This window comes from Amycolatopsis sp. NPDC001319 (genome assembly GCF_042896185.1).
Classification (GTDB): domain Bacteria; phylum Actinomycetota; class Actinomycetes; order Mycobacteriales; family Pseudonocardiaceae; genus Amycolatopsis.
In genome coordinates this window covers 546,274-561,716 of sequence record NZ_JBIAWY010000003.1, presented here as the reverse complement: position 1 = coordinate 561,716, position 15,443 = coordinate 546,274, and the positions used below count along the sequence as shown (strand labels likewise).

The following is a 15,443-nucleotide window of genomic DNA, read 5'->3' as shown; positions in this document are numbered from 1 at the left end:
TAACGCGACCCTGCGTGACTGAGCTATTCTTACCCGTTACCGATGACTCGGACGGTCGTGCGACGGGGAACGAACAGATGAGTGCTGGTACGGAACTGCGGAAGGTGCTTTCCCAACACCTGACACCGTTCATCGCAGATCTCGAAGAACTCGTGTTCCGACATGGCTACTTGCGGGTGTTCGCGGCGACGGTCGCCATGCTCGGCAGCGTGGGCCTGATCGGCGAGGTGGTCGGCATGGAGTGGCTGCGCACGACGTTCGCCAGCATCGCCGGCGGGTTGTTCGTGATCGCCAGCGCGATCTCCTTCGCCGGCACCCACAAGCTCCGCAACCAGGTGCAGCACAGCGAGGAGCTGCTGCACAGGTACGCCGACGCGCTCGCCATGCGCACGCGCAAGCCCATCGCCGTGCAGGAGTGGATGCAGGAAGTGACCATTGAGGACAATGGCGACGCGTTCTGCCGCCGGGTGCTCGTGCTCCACGAGGCGAACGACAACATCCCGCGTTATCTGTCCGTGAACCTCGTCTACTACGGCACCACGCCGATGACCGAGCGCGACCGCCGGTTGGTGCAGTGCAAGGCTTTCCACGCCGGCACCGAAGACATCGACCAGAAGACCCGCGCCAACGCGACTTCGATCTGGTCCACGTCCGCGAACGGGAAACCGAAACTGGACATCTACATCCATCTCGGCACGATCGTTCAGGAAGGCGACGTGGTCACCGTGGAATGGACGTGGCCGAAGTACTCGGTGGACCTGATGTCGGGCACCGAGCCCGAATCGTTCGACGTGATGTTCCGCAAGGAAATCAGCAAGTTCGAGCACCGGGTGATCTTCCGCAACGTCAAACGCGACTCCGCCTTCGTCGTGCGAAACCAGGGCGCGCAAGGGCTACGGCGGCTCCGGCAGGGCAAGGACGTGATCGTGGAGTTCTCCGCGGCGAACCCGAAAATGTCTCAGTACATGGGATTCATCGCCGACTATTCACCGGATTCGTGACGGTCATAAAAAAACCCGGAGTGCGGACTCCGGGTTTTTCGGGTGCGCGATCGGAACACCGATCAGTTGCCACCCGTTTCGGAACCGCCGGACATACGAATTCCATTCGGATAGTGCGAGCCTACGCTGGAGTGGCTCGCGAGAGCGCTGACCCTACTCCATTTGCGCCCCGCTGTCATACCGGCGGACGGCCGTATCCGGCGACCGCCGAGCCACCCTGCCCCTTGATCAGGAGTCGGCCGGGGAACGTTCCTTCGATCGGGTGGACCGCAGCGCTCGCCAGCCCAGGATCCCGATGATCGTCCCCAGCACGAACGACACCACCGTCAGCACCGCGTGCACGATGAAGTACGCCGTGGGGGACCCATCGGCTGACCAGGACTGGGAGCTGGCCCAGAGGTTCTTGGCGAAGGTGATCCAGATGATCCAGGACCACACGCCGAACAACAGCAGGAAGACCGCAGTACCTCGTGAAATGCGCATGCCCCTGAGTATGCAACCGGGCTCTCGACGCTAGATTGCGTGGGTGCACAGCGTTTTCTCCCGGTCGCTCCCGGTCCTCGTCGCGGTGGTGGCCCTTGGGCTGTTCGGCGCAGGAAGTCCCACCGCGGCGGTAGCCCAGGCTCAACCCTGTCAGGACCAGGCCGCACCGCCGGCGCCGGTGGACACCTCCGAGAAGCCGGCGCCCGGGCAGACGGTGCCGCCACCGTTGCCGGTTCCCGTGGAGCCCGTCGGCGGGCTGCGCATGGGCGGCTGCGGGATGATCCTGCCCGACGGCGCGCTCAACCCGCCGGACGGCAACACCGCCGCTTCGTGGGTGGTGCAGGACCTCGACACCGGCGACGTCATCGCGGCGAAGAACCCGCACGCGCGGGAGCGGCCGGCGTCGCTGATCAAGACGTTGCTCGCGCTGGTCGTGACCAGTGAGATGAAGCCCGACCAGATCGTGGTGCCCACGAAGGAGGACGCCGAGCAGGAGTGCACCTGCGTCGGCATCGTCGCCGGGGCGTCCTACACGGTCGACCAGTTGCTGCACGGCCTGCTGATGCACTCGGGCAACGACGTCGCCCACGCGTTCGCGACCGCGCTCGGCGGGGTCGACGTCACGACCACGAAGATGAACCTGCTGGCCAAGCGCATCGGCGCCATGGACACGCGCGCGGCGACGCCGTCGGGGCTCGACGGGCCCGGGATGTCCACCTCGGCCTACGACCTGAGCCTGATCTTCCACTACGCGATGAAGCAGCAGGAGATCGCGCAGGCCGTGGCCACGCAGTCGTACACGATTCCGCCGGCGGGCGGCAAACCCGCCATTCCGGTCTACAACGACAACAAGCTCCTGGGCGTCTACCCCGGCTTCCTCGGCGGCAAAACGGGCTTCACCGACGACGCCCGCCACACCTACGTCGGTGCCGCGGAGAAGGACGGCCGCCGCCTCGCCGTGGTGATGATGCGTGCGGAGCAACGGCCCACGAAGGTCGTCGACCAGGCGGGCAAGCTGCTCGACTACGGCTTCGCCCTCGAAGCCGACCACGCCGAGCCCGTCGGGCGCATCGCGTACGAAGCCCTGGTGGCCACGGCGCCGCCCGCTCCCCCGGCCAACGTCGCGGCCGGCGCCGCTTCGTCGGCCGCCCAGGCGAAGGAAGACCCGTTCGGCACCACGGGCTGGATCCTCACGCTGGTGGTCGCCCTGATCATCGTCGGCGGGTTCGTGATCGGCCACCAGCGCAAGAAGCAGGCCCGGCAGTAGCGCGAGCCTAGTCCCGCCTTCGACCCATCCAGCCGAGCAGCGCGCCCACGCTGAACACGCCCGCGGCCGTGCCCAGTCCGAACCCGCGGTGGACGGTCACGCTCGGCTCCAGCAGCACGGGCGCCGGCGGCCGCACGACCTTGCGCTGGTTCTCCTTCGCGGTCGCCGTCCACGCGGTGACCATGAGAAGGAACCGCGACACGAGGTTCGCGAACACGAGCAGACCGATGATCGGCCCGAAGATCGCCGCCGCCGGGGACTTCGTCACGCTCTCCAGGTAGATCGACGCCACCTGCTGCAGGATGACGAACCCGATCGCGGCGACGATCGCGCCCTTCACCGCGCTGCGCATCGCCACGTGCTCACGCGGCAGCCGCGCGATGACCCACATGAACACGAGCGTGTTGGCCGCCAGGCCGAGGATGATCGTGGCCACGCGCAGCACCCACACCGCCCACGTCTGGTGTTCCAGGCCGACGAGCTCGAGCAGGTACTGCCCCACCCCGCCGCCCGCCGCCGTCACCGCGAACGACACGATCAGCGCCACGCCGAGCCCGACGAGCGAAAGCAGGTCCTTGATCGTCGTCGACACGATCGGCTGTGGTTTCTTCTCCTGCCCCCACTGCGCCGTGAGCGCGTCGCGCAGGTTCGACATCCAGCCGATGCCGGAATAGAGCGCCAGCAGCAGACCGAAGATCCCGATGCCGCTGCCGGACTTGATCGCCGCGTCGACGATCGTGTTCACGAGGTCCTGCAATGCCAGGGGCACGGAATTCTTGATGCCGTTGGTGATCTGGTCGATCACCGCCTGGTCGCCGCCCACGACGATGCCCACGATCGCGAACGCGACCATGAAGATCGGGAATACCGCCAGCACGCTGAAATAGGTGATGGCGGCGGCGTAGTGGTTGCCGTAGTGCTCGCCGAAGGATTCGTTGGCTCGGATCAGGTGATCCAGCCACGGGTACTTCCGCCGCAGCCGAGGCAGCAGCTTTTCCTGGTCACCAGTCTTTGTCGCCACCGTAAAACGCTAACCACGGTGAGTGAGAGCCGCAACGCGAGCGGGTACCCGAGGGTCAGTCCAGAGCGGCGAGCACCGCTCGGTAGGCGGCGTCGACGTGACCGGCCGACGTCGTGATGACCCGCGCCCGCGGCCGGTCCGCGAGGAGGGATTCGAGGCGGTCGTGGAACGCGGCGACGTCGGCCGCGGTGGTGTCGTGGTGGTGCGGCCCGGGCGCGCGGGCGGCGAAGCGGTCGAGGACGTTTTCGCGGGTGTCCGTGAGCATCAGCTCGTGGAACTCAGCGCCGACGTCGTGAGCCAGTTCTTCCAGCTGCACAAGGAACTCCGGGCGTGCGAGCAGCTGCGGAACGACCACGTCGTGGCCCGCGGTCAGGTGCGCGCGGGCGGCCGCGAGGGCCAACGCGCGCGCCGCCGAGCCGGACTCTGCCGGCTGCGCGCGCCAGCCACCGACGAGCGAACGCACGCGGTCGACGTCGAGGTTCAGCGTCGGCGGATGGTCCTCGGCGAACCGCTCCGCCAGCGTCGACTTGCCGATGGCGGGCGGTCCGTTGAGGACGATCAGCCGCACCTAGACCCCTTGAAAAGCCTGGGCGATCTTCTGCCCGGCCGGCACCAGCAGAGTGTTGGCTTCGGCCAGGCTGATGCCGTTGGGGTGCGCGTCGTGGTCGTCGAGGTACAGCTCGAAGGCGAAGCGGCCCTTGCGGAAGATCAGCACGCCTTGGGTTTTCACCGACATCGTGTCGGTCATGATCCGCGACTCGTCGCCGATCGCGGCCGACGGGGCCTGGCCACCGTGCGCGCCCGCGGTGTTGTCGACGTATTCCTTGGCGGCGTCGTCGGACAGGAAGCTCGTGGCCGTCAGGGACAGCGCCTTGCGGGAGAGCGGGTCGTCCTCGCCGGTGCCGCGTTCGCACTCGAGCTGCACGTAGTTGCGCTGCTGCGGGTCCTTCGGGAACACGATGTCGCCGACGGCCGTACCCGGCATCTCGGAGACCAACGGCGACACGTCGGCGCCGATGGCGGGGCTCACCACACCGGCGGGGAGCAGCGGGCACGGCTGGGCGACCGGTTTCGGGAACACCGGGCTCGAGTAGTCGACGGTGCTCGGGCCGGCCGGCGCGTTCGTCTGCTTCTCGAGGTTCTGCATCACGCGCTTGGCGATGTCCTGCAGCTTGCCGGCGCTGCCGTTGCCCTTGAGGTCGAAGTCGAAGCTGGCGATGGTGTCGCCGAGGATCACGGTCGCCTGGCCCGACGCGTCGGGCTCGGGAACCGGACGGCGCTTCGAATAGAGGTGCACCGGGCCGAGCGTGATGCCGGCCGGAGCGCCGTCGAACGCGGCGGCCGCCTCGGCCGTGTCGGGCACGTAGGCGGGCTGAGACACCGCGACCGCCAGGGTTTCCTGCAGCGTGCCGTCCTTCGATTCGAGGGCGTAGGTGCACTTGTTGAGCGCCTCGCCGTCGGCCTTCGAGTAGGACGGGAACGAGTTCTTGAGCGGACCGGTGCCGTCGCCCACCAGGTAGACGCGCTCGAAGTTGACGATGTTCGGGTCCGGCCGCGAGCCGACCCGGATGCCGAAGTCCTTCAGGTCGTTCAGCGACAACAGGTTGCAGGCCTCGATCACCGGTTTCCCGCCGACCTGCGCGACCTGTGGGTCCGCCGTTTCCTTCAGCGGCCCGGCGTCCGGGTAGTCGGAACCTTCGTAGCCGGGCCGCTGGATGGTCTGGCCGTCCGAGACCGCCATCGCCTTCTGGCTGTCCGGAGTGGACTCACCGCACCCGGCGAGCAGCACGACGGCAGCCAAAATGGACAGGTGTTTCTTCACTTTTGCCCCCCCGGCAAGTGATTTTCAGCGAGCAGCGGGCAAGAAGCCCAACCGCTCGTATACGGTGGCGAGCGTCGGCGCTGCCACCTCCCGGGCGCGTTGCGCCCCTCGCGCGAGCACCTTGTCGAGCTCGGCAACGTCGTCCAAATAGGACTGGACCTTGGTCTGCAGCGGCGTGACCCACTCGACGAGCACCTCGGCGAGGTCCTTCTTGAGGTCGCCGTAGCCCTTGCCCTCGTACGCCGCTTCGAGGTCGGCGATCGAGCGCTCGGTGAGCGCCGAGTAGATGCTCAGCAGGTTGGAGACGCCGGCCTTGTTCTCCGCGTCGAACTTGACCTCGCGGCCGGTGTCGGTCACGGCGGAGCGGATCTTCTTGGCCGAACGCTTGGGGTCTTCGAGCAGTTCGACGAGACCGTTGGCCGCGGACGCCGACTTGCTCATCTTCGCCGTCGGGTCCTGCAGGTCGTAGATCTTCGCGGTGTCCTTGACGATGTAGGGCTCGGGCACCGTGAACGTCTTGCCGAGGCGGTTGTTGAAGCGCTGCGCGAGGTTGCGCGTGAGCTCCAGGTGCTGACGCTGGTCCTCGCCCACCGGCACGGCGTTGGCCTGGTAGAGCAGGATGTCGGCGGCCTGCAGGATCGGGTACGTGAAGAGGCCCACACTGGCGCGGTCGGCGCCCTGTTTGGCCGACTTGTCCTTGAACTGCGTCATCCGGCTGGCCTCGCCGAAGCCGGTCTGGCACTCCAGCACCCAGCCGAGCTGCGCGTGCTCGGGCACGTGGCTCTGGACGAACAGGGCACTTCGGTCAGGGTCGACGCCGATCGCGAGCAGCTGCGCGGCCGAACGGCGCGTGCGCTCCAGCAGCACCTTCGGGTCCTGCTCCACCGTGATGGCGTGCAGGTCGACGACGCAGTAGAAGGTCTCGTGCGTGTCCTGCAGCTTCACCCACTGCCGCAGGGCGCCGAGGTAGTTGCCGAGGTGGAACGAGTCGGCCGTCGGCTGGATCCCGGAAAGCACCCGCAGGCGCCCGTTCTGTTCGTCGGACACGTCGGCGATTCTTTCAGGAGCCGGAGAGGCGGGTCACAGGGAGGTCTCCCTGAGGCGCTTCGGCGGGGGTTCCGGCGGGCTTCTAGGGGTGCTGGATCGGCGCGAGGGGCCGGGTGGGCTCCTCGGCGTCGGCTGGCTCAGGGGCGGGCAGAGCCGTGGCTGTCGCCGCGCGCGCCTTGCGCCGCTGGCGCAGCACGCCGAGGGCCATGCCGACGATGCCCAGGGCCACGGCGACCAGCCCGACCGGGCCGAGGAAGCCGAAGCCCGCCGCCGAAGGGGTCTCCGCACGGACCACGCCGTCATCGGCGAGCGCCGTGCCGCTGCCCGCGAGCAGCAGGACGGCCGGCAGCACGACGAGCGTCGCCGACCGGGCCGAGTGCAGCGTGGACCGCAACAGGAGATGACCTGGGTTGCGCACCGGAGTGCCTCCCGCGAAGTGATGTTCCTGGCGAGATCTCTCACCCGTAAGGATGAGTCATACAGTGAAAAAACTACCGAGCGTGTCAAGACCTGTCGGTTCTGATCAACTCGGGCGCCGAGACTAGCGCCCGTCCGGGGAAGGCGGGTGACCACCCCCGGGCTGACGGTGTCACTGGTGGTCAGCGCTCTGCTGCCGGTTTTCCGGACCGTCCGGGTCGCTCGAACGGCTGTCTCGAGTGTCGGCTTGGTCCGGTTCCGGTCGCACGGCGCGAGCAAAACGTGAAAAACGTTCACCCGTTTGGCGGCGCCGAACTACGGAAAGCAAGTTATTCACCAACCTTGTTGGTCTGATCGCGTCTTTTTGACCTTCGGGGCCTGTTGTCGCTCTTGTGATTGGTCTATACCTCTGTGGTATAGACCACTTCAGGGGCGAACAAAGGAGTGAGCCCATGTCTCTCCGAAGGATCCTCACCGCCGTCGGGCTGGCCGCCGCGGCCGCGATCACGGTGCTCGTGCCGGCCACCACGGCCGCGAACGCCGCACCGGCCGCGAGCTTCGTAGTCAGCGAGTCGCAGTTCAACCAGATGTTCCCGGGGCGGAACTCGTTCTACAGCTACAGTGGACTGACCGACGCCCTCGGCGCGTACCCGGGCTTCGCGAATTCGGGCAGTGACACGGTGAAGAAGCAGGAAGCCGCGGCTTTCCTGGCGAACGTGAGCCACGAAACCGGTGGCCTCGTGTACATCGTGGAGCAGAACACCGCGAACTACCCGCACTACTGCGACACCAGCCAGTCGTACGGCTGCCCGGCGGGCACCGCCGCGTACTACGGGCGCGGCCCCATCCAGCTCAGCTGGAACTTCAACTACAAAGCCGCGGGCGACGCGCTCGGCATCGACCTGCTCAACAACCCGAACCTCGTGCAGAACGACTCGGCCGTCGCCTGGAAAACCGGCCTCTGGTACTGGAACACCCAGTCCGGCCCCGGCACCATGACCCCGCACGACGCCATGGTCAACGGCCGCGGCTTCGGCGAGACGATCCGCAGCATCAACGGCTCCATCGAATGCAACGGCGGCAACCCCGCCCAGGTCCAGAGCCGCATCGACGCGTACCAGAAGATCACCGGCATCCTGGGCGTCGACCCGGGTGGCAACCTCAGCTGCTGAGGCTGTTGCAGGTTGCTCGACAGAAGGGCTCCTCAGTGGCGGCTGAGGAGCCCTTCTGCTTGGCCGGTAAGGAAATCAGCCCCGGCGCCGGAGCTGCGCCTCGACCGCGGGTCAGCGGGGGAAAGGCACGTCGTAAGTCGCGGTGACGGGGGCGTGGTCGGACCAGCGTTCGGCGTAGGTGGCGGCGCGTTCGACGACTACGGACTGCACCGAGGCGGCCAAGGTGGGGGTGGCGAGCTGGCAGTCGATGCGCCAGCCGGAGTCGTTGTCGAAGGCCTGGCCGCGGTAGGACCACCAGGTGTAGGGGCCCGGGCCTTCGTGCAGGCGGCGCTGGACGTCGACGTAGCCGGCTTCGTCGTAGACACGGCCGAGCCAGGCGCGTTCCTCGGGCAGGAAGCCGGAGTTCTTGTGGTTGCCCTTCCAGTTCTTCAGGTCGACGGTGTCGTAGGCGATGTTCCAGTCGCCCACCACCACGACCTCGCGGCCGGCCGCCGCGGACTTCGCGCGCAGCTCGCCGAGGTAGGGCAGGAAGGCGGCCATGAAGCGCTCCTTCTCGTCCTGACGCTCGGTGCCGACGTCGCCGCTCGGCAGGTACAGGCTCGCCACGACGACGCCCGGCAGGTGCATCTCGAGGTAGCGCCCGCTGTCCTCGAACTCCGGCTCGCCGAAGCCGACGCGCACCTCGTCGGGCTCGACGCGGCTGTACAGCGAGACGCCGTTGCGCCCCTTCGCGGCCGAGGGCGCGTGGGCGGCGAACCAACCCTCGGGTTCGACGACGTGCGCGGGCAGCTGCGCGGCCTCGGCCCGCACCTCCTGGCAGGCGACGACGTCGGCCTTCGTGGTGGCGAGCCACTCGACGAAGCCCTTCTTCACGGCGGCCCGCAGGCCGTTGACATTCACGGTGGAGACGGTCAGCACCCCGCGCACGCTACCCGCCGGGCCTGACAATCCTGTGCCAGACTGCGCGCATGGCGCGACTCACCGTGCTCGGCACTGCGGCGCCTGGCCCGAACCCGGCCGCGCGTGCGCGGGATTCCTTCTCTCACAAGGAAACCATCACGTCGTGCTCGATCTCGGGTACGGCGCGGCGAGCCGGCTCTTCACGCACGTCGCCGCGAAAGACCTCGACGCCGCCGTGATCACCCACGAGCACCCCGACCACATGGCGGACCTCACCGCGCTCAGCCGAGCCTGGCACTACACCGTCGACGGCCGGCGCCTGCCGCTGCACTGCACCCCCGGCGTGCTGCACCGCCTCGAAGCCGCCGAGCCGCGCCCGCACCCGGCGACGATCTTCGACGTCCGCCTCTTCGCGCAGCCCGAAACCGTCGGTCCCTGGCAGCTCACCTCCACACCGCTCCCCCACCACGTGCCCAGCCACGGCGTGCGACTGAGCTCGCCGCACGGCACCGTCGCGTACTCCGGCGACACCGGCCCGTCGCGGCTGCTCGTCGAGCTGGCGCGAGACGCCGACCTCCTCATCTGCGAAGCCACCCTCCAAGGCGAGCAGCCGGACGAGCCACGCCACCTGCTCACGGCCGCGGAAGCCGGGCGGACGGTGGCCGAAGCGGGCGTCCGGACCTTGCTGCTGACGCACTTCTGGCCCGGCGCCGACCGTTCCGCGTCCGCCGCGGAAGCCCGCCGTGAGTTCGACGGCGACGTGGTCGTCGCGGACGAAGGCCTGACCATCGAGGTTGACGACCGCTAGCTAACGCCATTAGCTTTGAAGCTATGACAGTTAGCCAGCCCGATGTCCCCTAGAGCCGGCCTCACGCCGGACGCCGTCGTCACCCTCGCGCTCGAGGTGGTGGACGCCGACGGCGCCGACGCGCTCAGCCTCGCCAAGGTCGCCGAGCGCGCGGGTGTCGCCACGCCCTCGCTGTACAAGCACGTCGGCGGGCTCGCCGCCCTGCGCCGGCTGGTCGACCTGCGCGTGGTCGCCGAGATGACCGAAGCGTTGCGCGGTGCCGCGACCGGCCGTTCCGGTGACGACGCGATCGAGGCTCTCGCCGACGCCTACCGTGCGTACCTGCGCAGCCATCCCCACCGCGTCGCCGCGCTGGAAACCGCGCCCGACGAGGGCGACGAGGAGCTCGCGAAAGCCACCCACGGCGTCGCCGAAGTCGCCTTCGCCGTGCTGCGCCCGTACGGCTTCGACCAGGCGAAAACCGTGCACGCGACGCGGTGCCTGCGCGCGGCCGTCCACGGCTTCGCGAGCCTCGAAGCGTCCGGCGGCTTCGGCCGGCCCGAAGACGTCGACGCCAGCTTCACGCTCCTGAAAACGATGCTCGTCCGCGGTATCACCGACTACGCCAGCTGAGGAGAACCATGTCCTTCGTCCTCGCCGTTCTGCTGTTCACCGTCGCGCTCGGGATCCCCGACGCGCGTTTCCCCTGGCACACCAACGCCAAGCCGGCCGAGAGCGAGGCAGCCAGATGATCGCCGGGCACTTCGGCCTCGCCGCTGCCGTGAAAGCCGGCCGGCCCGCCATTCCCGTGTGGACACTGATGCTGGCCACCGCGTGGCTCGACATCGTGTTCACCCCGCTCTACCTGACCGGCATCGAAACCATCGACCAGTCGGGCGGCACGGGCTACGGCGAGGGCGTGATCCACGCCGACTACACCCACTCGCTCGTCGGCGCGCTCGTGCTCTCGGCACTGTTCGGCCTGGTCGCGGCGCGGTGGCTGGGCCGCAGCGCCGGCGTCACACTCGGCGCGGTGGCGTTCTCACACTGGCTGCTCGACCTCGTCGTGCACCGCGCCGACCTGCCGATCCTGCCCGGCAACGCGGGCGATCTGCCGACCTTCGGCTTCGGCCTGTGGCGGCTGCCGGCGGTGTCGATGACCGTGGAGGTCCTGCTGCTCGTGGCCGGGATCGGCCTCTACTGGCGGGCCGCGGCGACGCGCGACCGGCGCAAGGCACGCACGCTGGCGCTGATCGCGGCGCTTTCCGGCGTGGTCACGGTGGCGCTGGACTTCGCGGGCGTCTAACCGCGCTGACGTGAACCACTCAGCACTTGGAACCCTCGAGCGGCTTCACGAAGCTGCTCGCCACCCACTTGTCCTTGGCGACCTCGCGGAATCCGTTCTGCTGCACCGGCATCGCGTCGAACTCGGCGCCGTTGAGGTACTTGCCGACGATCTTGCCGTTGCCGTCCGGCGTTTCGCGGGCGTTGAGGACGTCGGCGGTCACCGTGACCTTGCACCCGGTCGGGGAACCCTGGGCGTCGGCCTGGCCCTTCTGGTTCAGGACGTAGATCACGATCACGGCAACGATCACACCGATGATGATCAGGGTCTTCTTCGGTATCAACCCCAGGATCACGGCCGCTCCTCAGTCGTGAAAAAACTCGGTCGCAAGAAATTGGGCTCTACCAGGGTAGACACGGAGTAGGTCCGCCCGACAGGTCCGGCCGGGCAGACCACCCGGAGGCGCCAACAGCGTCACCCTCCGGTGACAACCGGTAGTCACGACGAAGGGGCACCTCGGAAGACTCCTCCGAGGTGCCCCTTCGCGGTGGTGGGAAAGGCAGTTCAGCCGGTGGCTGGTGCGGCCTTCGATCAGCCCTGGGCGATCTTCTTGGCCAGGTTCTCGTCGAGCGTGCCGAGGAACTCCTCGGTGGTCTGCCACGCCTGGTCCTTGCCGACCAGCAGCGCCAGGTCCTTCGTCATCTTGCCGCCTTCGACGGTGTCGATGACCACGCGCTCGAGGGTGTTCGAGAAGCCGATGAGCTCGGCGTTGCCGTCGAGCTTGCCGCGGTGCTCCAGGCCCCGGGTCCACGCGTAGATCGACGCGATCGGGTTCGTGGAGGTCGGCTTGCCCTGCTGGTGCTGGCGGTAGTGGCGCGTGACCGTGCCGTGGGCGGCCTCGGCCTCGACGGTCTTGCCGTCCGGCGTGCGCAGCACCGACGTCATGAGGCCGAGCGAGCCGAAGCCCTGGGCCACGGTGTCGGACTGCACGTCACCGTCGTAGTTCTTGGTGGCCCAGACGTAGCCACCCTCCCACTTGAGCGCCGCGGCGACCATGTCGTCGATGAGGCGGTGCTCGTAGGTGAGGCCCTTGGCGTCGAAGTCGGCCTTGTACTCCGCCTCGAAGATCTCCTGGAACACGTCCTTGAACATGCCGTCGTAGGCCTTGAGGATCGTGTTCTTGGTGGAGAGGTAGACCGGGTAGCCGCGGTCGAGGCCGTACTGCAGCGACGCGCGCGCGAAGTCCTCGATCGACTTGCGGTAGTTGTACATCCCCATGGCGACGCCGCCGCCCTCGGGGAAGTTGGTGACCTCGAACTCCATCGGCTCGGAGCCGTCGGCCGGGGTGTAGGTCATGGTGACCTTGCCGGGGCCGGGGACCTTGAAGTCGGTGGCCTTGTACTGGTCGCCGTGGGCGTGGCGGCCGATGATGATCGGCTTGGTCCAGCCCGGTACCAGGCGCGGCACGTTCTGCATGATGATCGGCTCGCGGAAGACCACGCCGCCGAGGATGTTGCGGATGGTGCCGTTGGGGCTCCGCCACATCTTCTTGAGGCCGAACTCCTCCACGCGCGCCTCGTCGGGCGTGATCGTGGCGCACTTGACGCCGACGCCGTGCTTCTTGATGGCGTTGGCGGAGTCGATGGTGATCTGGTCGTCGGTGCGGTCCCGCTCCTCGATGCCCAGGTCGTAGTAGTCCAGGTTGACGTCCAGGTACGGGTGGATCAGCTTGTCCTTGATGAACTGCCAGATGATGCGGGTCATCTCATCGCCGTCGAGCTCGACGACGGTGCCCTGGACCTTGATCTTGGCCATGAGCAGCGGTGCTCCTTCCGCGGATCTTCGCGTTACTTCTTCGACTCGTCGGTAGCGGTACAAGCGTACTGCTTGCCGGAGCTGGATGGTTCCAGAAGTGGTCGGTATCAAGTCTCCACCTCTTGCTCGCGGCTCCGACGAGCGGGCACACACCACGCGTTCGCCGGTCGCGGAACCGGGTGAGGTCGGCAACCATCCCATCGGGGAACCAGCCACTCGGGAGGTCACGCTATGTCGTACTCCGACCCGTACACCACCTTTCAACCGCCCGCCTACCAGGCACCGCCACCCAGCCGGGCGTTGGCGCGGGTGTTCAGCGGGCTGCTGGGCCTCGTGCTCACGCCCGTGGCCCTGGGCCTGCTCGCGGCCGGGGGCTACCGGCAGCAGGTGATCGTGATGGAGGCCTTCGCCGCCCGCCGCGACGCGCTCGGCATCGCCTTGATGGCGGCCGGCGCAATCCTGTTACTGGGCGTCGCCGCGCTGGGCGCGTGGTCGTCCTCGGGACCGCTGCTCGGCGGGGTCGTGTGGGGCGTGCTGCCGGGCGTGATCGCGCTGGCGATGCCGGAATGGGGCCTCGACCTGCTGAACGTCCTCCCGCACGGCGGGCTTTCCTTCGGCCTGACGTCGTGGCTGTTCTCCGGCGCGCTGCTCGCCGCCGGGTTCGTGCTGGTCGGCACGGGTCTGGCGACGACGGTGGCGCGGCGGCGACCTGGGCGGTGAGGGCGTCCGGACCGCAGTGAGAACATCGTCACATGGGTCTGTTCACCGTGGCCGAGGCGCGCGCCGAGCTCTCCCGGCTGCTCCCGGTCCTCGCCGAACTCGTCCGCGTGCGCGCCGACGCGGCCGAGCTCGCCGCGTCGCTGCGCCCGGGCGGCCGCGACACCGACCTCGGCGGCCTGCCGGAGTGGAAGGCCGCACAGGCCCGCCTCGACGAGCTGATGACCACCGTCCAACGCACCGGCGCCGAGCTGAAGGGCTTCGCTCCCCTCCTGGTCGACTTCCCCGCGTCCCTCGACGGCGACGACGTCCTGCTCTGCTGGCTCGAAGGCGACCCCGAGCTGGCCTGGTACCACCGCGCCGACCTCGGCTTCGCGGGGCGCCGGCGGCTGAGCTGAAATTCGCTGGTCAGCGCCACTACGTTGGGCTTCGTGAGCTCTGTTTTCGACGAAATGGCCGCCGAGTACGACGACGATCTCTTCCACCCGCTGGTGGCGGACACTTTGATCTCTTTCTTGCCTCCCCGCCCCGGCCTGCTGCTCGACGTGGCCACCGGGACGGGCGCCGCAGCGTTCGCCGCGCTGCGGCTGTCGCCCGGTTCGGTGCTGGGCGTGGACATCTCCGAGGGCATGCTGGCCCTGGCCCGCGCGAAGGCCCCCTCGTTGGACCCGGCCGGGGTGATCTCCTGGCAGGCGGGGCCGGCCGTGCCGATGCCTTGCGCCGACGGCGCCGCCGATGCCGTCGTGTGCGCTTCGGCCCTGCACTTCCTGGGCGCCACCGCCCTTGCCGACTGGGCGCGCGTCCTACGCCCGGGCGGGGTCCTGGCCTTCAGCATCTCCTCGTCGGCCCGCTTCAACCCGTGCGGCTCGATGTCCGAGGTGATGGCTCACGACCTGCGCATCCCCGGCTCGGAGACGGAGGCCGCCGCCCTGGCGACCGACGCTGGCTTCCACTCCGCGACGGCGCAGACGGTGCGAGCCGACATCGGGGGCCGGGATCGGTTGGTTTTCGCGGTACGGGCGGTCCGCTAGCCGGATCGGCTCGCCGCCGATTCCGGATCGCGAGAAGCAGGCAACCGCCCACCACCACGCAGACGGCCGCTGGCTCGGCCCAAGACCCACCGCTGCTCTTGCCACCAACCAGCAGGCGGCCGGCACCCCAGCCCACACTCCACCAAAAACTCACCGCGCCCTTGCGACCACCAAACAGACGGCCGGCAACTCAACCGAAGCTCTCCCCAACCCCTCCCCCGACCCTTCCCCCGGGCCGCTCCCCGACGAGAAGCCACAACGCGGTTCGGGCCGCTTGTCAAGGTACTCTTTCCCGCCTTGACAAGCGGCCCGAACCGTCGTGAAAATTGGGCTTCGGGGAGCACTACTGTTTTTCTTTTCGCCCAAAGGGCGCAATACCCGAAGGCACGTTCCTTCAAAAGACAAAAGAACAAGAGAACAAAAGAATAGATCACCACCCCCGTCTCCCAATGGTTCTACGGGACTCACTTTGTGTCAAGGCTGGAAAGAGTACCTTGACACAAAGTGAGTCCCGTAGAAGATGCTTCTCGTCGGGGGCACCCGGGGAGGGAGTGGATTATCCGTGTCTTCGTTGCAGTCACGCGGATGCTCACTCCGCGAAACGGCATCAGGTGCGGTAAGTGAAACTCGCCAAATGACCGCCGCCGGCGGAACCTAAGAGGCAAGTGCCAAAGTGCA

At 68.0% G+C, this 15,443-nt stretch carries 17 protein-coding genes and 1 pseudogene; 9 read left to right on the top strand and 9 right to left on the bottom strand.

Going from position 1 to position 15,443, the window contains the following annotated elements; translation table 11 throughout:
- Positions 1-14: 14 nt before the first annotated feature.
- The gene (locus ACFY1H_RS13200; protein ID WP_366575580.1) at positions 15-1,001 is read left to right on the top strand and encodes a hypothetical protein; all 987 of its coding nucleotides are present in this window, start codon (positions 15-17) and stop codon (positions 999-1,001) included.
- Positions 1,002-1,229: 228 nt separating this feature from the next.
- Here the strand turns inward: ACFY1H_RS13200 and ACFY1H_RS13195 are convergent, their stop codons facing one another.
- Positions 1,230-1,484, bottom strand: a complete 255-nt coding sequence (locus tag ACFY1H_RS13195) for an SCO4848 family membrane protein (protein WP_366575582.1) — start codon at positions 1,482-1,484, stop codon at positions 1,230-1,232.
- A gap of 43 nt (positions 1,485-1,527) precedes the next feature.
- Here ACFY1H_RS13195 and ACFY1H_RS13190 point away from each other — a divergent pair, with 43 nt between their 5' ends.
- On the top strand, positions 1,528-2,751 hold the full coding sequence (locus ACFY1H_RS13190) for a D-alanyl-D-alanine carboxypeptidase family protein (RefSeq protein ID WP_386946488.1): 1,224 nt from the start codon (positions 1,528-1,530) through the stop codon (positions 2,749-2,751).
- Between the two features lie 7 nt (positions 2,752-2,758).
- Here the strand turns inward: ACFY1H_RS13190 and ACFY1H_RS13185 are convergent, their stop codons facing one another.
- The 5 genes from ACFY1H_RS13185 to ACFY1H_RS13165 form a co-directional block, all read right to left on the bottom strand.
- Positions 2,759-3,772, bottom strand: coding sequence for a YhjD/YihY/BrkB family envelope integrity protein (locus ACFY1H_RS13185; RefSeq protein ID WP_386946485.1), 1,014 nt, complete (start codon positions 3,770-3,772; stop codon positions 2,759-2,761).
- 55 nt (positions 3,773-3,827) lie between these two features.
- Positions 3,828-4,340, bottom strand: coding sequence for an AAA family ATPase (locus tag ACFY1H_RS13180; RefSeq protein WP_366575586.1), 513 nt, complete (start codon positions 4,338-4,340; stop codon positions 3,828-3,830).
- Positions 4,341-5,594 (bottom strand): hypothetical protein, encoded by a 1,254-nt coding sequence (locus tag ACFY1H_RS13175; RefSeq protein ID WP_366575588.1) that lies wholly within the window; start codon positions 5,592-5,594, stop codon positions 4,341-4,343.
- A gap of 24 nt (positions 5,595-5,618) precedes the next feature.
- Positions 5,619-6,641, bottom strand: a complete 1,023-nt coding sequence (trpS, locus tag ACFY1H_RS13170) for a tryptophan--tRNA ligase (RefSeq protein ID WP_366575589.1) — start codon at positions 6,639-6,641, stop codon at positions 5,619-5,621.
- Positions 6,642-6,723: 82 nt separating this feature from the next.
- Positions 6,724-7,059, bottom strand: a complete 336-nt coding sequence (locus tag ACFY1H_RS13165) for a hypothetical protein (protein WP_366575591.1) — start codon at positions 7,057-7,059, stop codon at positions 6,724-6,726.
- 451 nt (positions 7,060-7,510) lie between these two features.
- Between ACFY1H_RS13165 and ACFY1H_RS13160 the strand changes: the two genes are divergently transcribed.
- Positions 7,511-8,230: a chitinase gene (locus ACFY1H_RS13160; protein ID WP_366575593.1), complete on the top strand. Its 720-nt coding sequence runs from the start codon at positions 7,511-7,513 to the stop codon at positions 8,228-8,230.
- Between the two features lie 111 nt (positions 8,231-8,341).
- On the opposite strand, the gene ACFY1H_RS13155 is transcribed toward ACFY1H_RS13160, so the two are convergent.
- Positions 8,342-9,157: an exodeoxyribonuclease III gene (locus ACFY1H_RS13155; protein WP_366575594.1), complete on the bottom strand. Its 816-nt coding sequence runs from the start codon at positions 9,155-9,157 to the stop codon at positions 8,342-8,344.
- A gap of 41 nt (positions 9,158-9,198) precedes the next feature.
- Between ACFY1H_RS13155 and ACFY1H_RS13150 the strand changes: the two are divergent.
- The 3 genes and pseudogenes from ACFY1H_RS13150 (at position 9,199) to ACFY1H_RS13140 (ending at position 11,223) form a co-directional block, all read left to right on the top strand.
- Positions 9,199-9,938: pseudogene (locus ACFY1H_RS13150) on the top strand (MBL fold metallo-hydrolase).
- A gap of 42 nt (positions 9,939-9,980) precedes the next feature.
- Positions 9,981-10,550, top strand: coding sequence for a WHG domain-containing protein (locus ACFY1H_RS13145; protein WP_366575597.1), 570 nt, complete (start codon positions 9,981-9,983; stop codon positions 10,548-10,550).
- A gap of 115 nt (positions 10,551-10,665) precedes the next feature.
- A complete protein-coding gene (locus ACFY1H_RS13140; protein ID WP_366575599.1) occupies positions 10,666-11,223 on the top strand; it encodes a permease in 558 nt (185 codons plus the stop codon).
- 19 nt (positions 11,224-11,242) lie between these two features.
- On the opposite strand, the gene ACFY1H_RS13135 is transcribed toward ACFY1H_RS13140, so the two are convergent.
- Both ACFY1H_RS13135 and ACFY1H_RS13130 read right to left on the bottom strand, forming a co-directional pair.
- Positions 11,243-11,557: an SH3 domain-containing protein gene (locus tag ACFY1H_RS13135; protein WP_366575601.1), complete on the bottom strand. Its 315-nt coding sequence runs from the start codon at positions 11,555-11,557 to the stop codon at positions 11,243-11,245.
- 236 nt (positions 11,558-11,793) lie between these two features.
- A complete protein-coding gene (locus ACFY1H_RS13130) occupies positions 11,794-13,017 on the bottom strand; it encodes an NADP-dependent isocitrate dehydrogenase (RefSeq protein ID WP_366575603.1) in 1,224 nt (407 codons plus the stop codon).
- Positions 13,018-13,248: 231 nt separating this feature from the next.
- On the opposite strand from ACFY1H_RS13130, the gene ACFY1H_RS13125 reads away from it, so the two are divergent.
- The 3 genes from ACFY1H_RS13125 to ACFY1H_RS13115 are packed head-to-tail and all read left to right on the top strand — an operon-like array spanning position 13,249 to position 14,765.
- A complete protein-coding gene (locus ACFY1H_RS13125) occupies positions 13,249-13,737 on the top strand; it encodes a hypothetical protein (RefSeq protein ID WP_366575605.1) in 489 nt (162 codons plus the stop codon).
- A 32-nt stretch (positions 13,738-13,769) separates the two neighbouring features.
- Positions 13,770-14,132, top strand: coding sequence for a DUF2203 domain-containing protein (locus ACFY1H_RS13120; RefSeq protein ID WP_366575607.1), 363 nt, complete (start codon positions 13,770-13,772; stop codon positions 14,130-14,132).
- A 33-nt stretch (positions 14,133-14,165) separates the two neighbouring features.
- Positions 14,166-14,765 (top strand): class I SAM-dependent methyltransferase, encoded by a 600-nt coding sequence (locus tag ACFY1H_RS13115; protein ID WP_366575609.1) that lies wholly within the window; start codon positions 14,166-14,168, stop codon positions 14,763-14,765.
- The last annotated feature ends 678 nt before the right edge of the window (positions 14,766-15,443 follow it).

Excerpts from the sequence above, each read along its gene's own strand:
- ACFY1H_RS13160 (WP_366575593.1), top strand. The coding sequence starts at position 7,511 with ATGTCTCTCCGAAGGATCCTCACCGCCGTCGGGCTGGCCGCCGCGGCC.
- ACFY1H_RS13125 (WP_366575605.1), top strand. The coding sequence starts at position 13,249 with ATGTCGTACTCCGACCCGTACACCACCTTTCAACCGCCCGCCTACCAG.
- ACFY1H_RS13120 (WP_366575607.1), top strand. The coding sequence starts at position 13,770 with ATGGGTCTGTTCACCGTGGCCGAGGCGCGCGCCGAGCTCTCCCGGCTG.
- ACFY1H_RS13195 (WP_366575582.1), bottom strand. The coding sequence starts at position 1,484 with ATGCGCATTTCACGAGGTACTGCGGTCTTCCTGCTGTTGTTCGGCGTG.
- ACFY1H_RS13145 (WP_366575597.1), top strand. The coding sequence starts at position 9,981 with ATGTCCCCTAGAGCCGGCCTCACGCCGGACGCCGTCGTCACCCTCGCG.
- ACFY1H_RS13140 (WP_366575599.1), top strand. The coding sequence starts at position 10,666 with ATGATCGCCGGGCACTTCGGCCTCGCCGCTGCCGTGAAAGCCGGCCGG.
- ACFY1H_RS13130 (WP_366575603.1), bottom strand. The coding sequence starts at position 13,017 with ATGGCCAAGATCAAGGTCCAGGGCACCGTCGTCGAGCTCGACGGCGAT.